At 74.4% G+C, this 2,831-nt stretch carries 2 protein-coding genes; both read right to left on the bottom strand.

The window, feature by feature from the left end; genetic code table 11:
• Positions 1–225 precede the first annotated feature (225 nt).
• Positions 226–1,578 (bottom strand): NAD(P)/FAD-dependent oxidoreductase, encoded by a 1,353-nt coding sequence (locus G6045_RS40165; RefSeq protein WP_165337188.1) that lies wholly within the window; start codon positions 1,576–1,578, stop codon positions 226–228.
• Between the two features lie 283 nt (positions 1,579–1,861).
• The gene (locus G6045_RS40160) at positions 1,862–2,770 is read right to left on the bottom strand and encodes a TIGR01777 family oxidoreductase (RefSeq protein WP_165337187.1); all 909 of its coding nucleotides are present in this window, start codon (positions 2,768–2,770) and stop codon (positions 1,862–1,864) included.
• Positions 2,771–2,831: the final 61 nt, after the last annotated feature.

The following is a 2,831-nucleotide window of genomic DNA, read 5'->3' as shown; positions in this document are numbered from 1 at the left end:
CCCCCTGGGCCACCCTGGACGGAACGTTCACCTCCAGCCCGTCCGGCGTTTGAGGACATCCGAACGGAGTTCGGATCCGGGGGTCTGGGGGCGAAGCCCCCAGTTTCGGGAAGGGGCGGGTAGGGGAAAAGGAGCCCGCCGCAGGCGCAACCGGCCCGCACCCGGCAACGAGACCGCACCGTCGACGCGGCGCCAACCGAACCGCACCCAACCGAAGCGCACCCCTCAAGCCGCCACCAACGCACCCTCCTCCACACCCACCGCCTGGACCCCCAAATCCCGCAGCACCGCCCGCGCCGCCCGGCGGCCCGAGAAGAGGGCGCCCTGGACCGTGCTCGTGTCGCGGTGGTCGCCGCAGGCGTACAGGCCGGACAGGAGGCGCACGGGGCGGCGCAGGTCGTGCGGGGCGGGCATGGTGGGGACCGCCTCGGGGTCGTGGTGGACGGCGAGCAGGTCCCAGCCGGTGGTGGAGGTGCCGTAGAGCCGGGCGAGATGAGCGCGGACCTCGGCCTGCGGGGGCGGCGGACCGAGGACCACCGAGGTGATCAGCGGCCGGCCCGCAGGGGCGCGCGAGGGGTCGACCTCGCTGAGCACCGCGGTGTGCGCGACCGGGCCGGAGCGGTCGGCGTCCAGGATCAGGGCCGGCTCCGCGAGGGGGGCGTGCGGCGCCGTGTGGTGCAGGACCGTCACCGGGTGGAAGTCCGGCATCCGCAGGCCGGGGAGCAGCTCGGCGGCCTGGCGCGCGCCGGTGGCCAGGACGACGCCGCGGCAGGTGAACTCACCATGGCCGGCGGTGCGGACCGAGGTCGTCGATATGTCGACCGCTTTCACGCCGGTACGGACCGTGCCGGGCGGCAGCGCCGAGGCGAGCAGGCGCGGCAGTGTCTGGGCGCCACCCGCGGGAACGCAGAGGCGCCCGCGCGCGTAACCGCGCAGAGCCAGGTCGGCGCAGTGGCTCGACGTGGTGAGCCCGGGGTCGCAGAGAAGTGCGGAGAGCAGGGGGCGCAGGAACGTTTCCACCGTGCGGTTCGGCAGGCCGCGGGACAACAGTGCGTCGAGCGCCGGGAGTTCGGGGCGCGCCAGCACACGGTCCACCGGGGTGGCCGCGAGACGGGTGAACGCCGCGCCGAGCCGCGCCTGGTCCAGCGGACCGCCGAGCGGCGTCCGCGCCGTGCGGGAACGGACCCGGGGGGCGCTCGCCAGGGCGCGCGCCGCAGTGAATGCGCCCCTCGCGCTCCGGCCGGTGGGCGGGCCGGTCCGCAGTGTGGTCCTGGGCTCCCAACTGCGTTGCAGACGGCCCTCGTTGTACACGAGTACGCCCGGAGAGAAGGGGCGCAGTTCGAGTGCGTCGAGGCCCGGCGTGCGACGCAATTCCGGATACGAGGTGGAGAGGAGCTGTCCGATCCGGTCGAGCCGGAAGCCGTCGACCTGCTCGGTCGCCATCCGTCCGCCGACGTCCGGGGCCGCTTCGAGCACGAGGGTGCTCACGCCTGCGCCGGTCAGCTGCAAGGCCGCCGAGAGGCCGGCTGCTCCGGCCCCCACGATGATGACGTCGGCATGGTGCGTGGGCTCCAGCACGTGTGCCTCCCGGAGTTGAGTGGCCGCGGGGGCTTCATGCCCCCGACTCGGGGCGGGGATACCCGAGTTCGGCTCGAAGGGTAGGCGGGCTCGCCTTCGGGTTGTAGTCGCGCGCGGGCAGAGCGTGGTCGCATGGGGCCACGCGGCCGTGCGCCCTCGACGGCACGGAGTGCCTCTGCCGTGGCGCCGCCGGTCAGCAAGGCGCGCCCCTCACCGTGGCGCCGCCCGCCGGCGCGGCGCTCCTCGGCCGAAGAGCCGCGCCCACTGCCCGCGGCGCCTCCCGCTATCGCAGCGCCGCCCCCACAGCCTCACCGATCGTCGGGAACGCAAACGTGAAACCCGAGTCCAACAGCCGGGCCGGCAGCACCCGTTGGCTGCACAGCACGTCGGAGGCCATCTCGCCCAGGACGATCCGCAACGCCGGGGCCGGCGCCGTGAACAGGGTCGGGCGGTGCAGGGCGCGGCCCATCGCCGCGGTGACCTCGCGGTTCGTGACCGGTTCGGGAGCCGTCAGGTTCACCGGGCCCGACAGTTCCTCTGTGTCGATCAGGTGGCGCAGCGCGGCGACCTCGTCGTGCAGGGCGATGAAGCTCCAGTACTGGCGTCCGTCGCCGAGCCGCCCGCCGAGCCCGGCCTTGAACAGCGGGAACATCCGGCCCCACGCCCCGCCCTTGCGCGCCACGACCAGGCCGCTGCGCGCGAAGACCGTACGGATCCCGGCCTCCACGGCCGCCCCTGCGGCCTCTTCCCAGGCCACGCACATGGACGGCAGGAAACCCTCGCCCGCGGGCGCGTTCTCGTCGACGGCGTGCTCGCCCGTATCGCCGTAATAGCCGATGGCGCTGCCGTTCACGAAGACCCGCGGCGGTTCGTCGAGCGCCGCGATCGCCTCCGCGAGGGCGGCGGTGCCCAGGACGCGGCTGTCGCGGAGCTCCTTCTTGTACGCGGCGGTCCAGCGGCGGTCGCCGACGCCCGCGCCGGCCAGATTGACCACGGCGGTGCAGCCGGCCAGGCCCGCCGCGTGCACGTACTGGCGCTTGGGGTCCCATTCGGCCTCGTTCGCGGTACGGGCCGGTCTGCGGACCAGACGTACCACCTCATGGCCGTCGGCCTCGAGCGAGCGGGTCAGGGCCGTGCCGATCAGGCCGGAGGCGCCGGCCACGGCGATACGGAGCTGCGACGGCTGGGTCATGGGCCCATCCTGCCCACTCGACGGCCGTCAGGCCACGCCCCACACCCGCCCCGGACTGGTC

Origin of the sequence: Streptomyces mesophilus, from assembly GCF_011044995.1 — a bacterium.
GTDB classification, from domain to species: domain Bacteria; phylum Actinomycetota; class Actinomycetes; order Streptomycetales; family Streptomycetaceae; genus Streptomyces; species Streptomyces mesophilus.
Note: the sequence above shows the minus strand (reverse complement) of the source record. Positions and strands in the feature narration are given on the sequence as shown.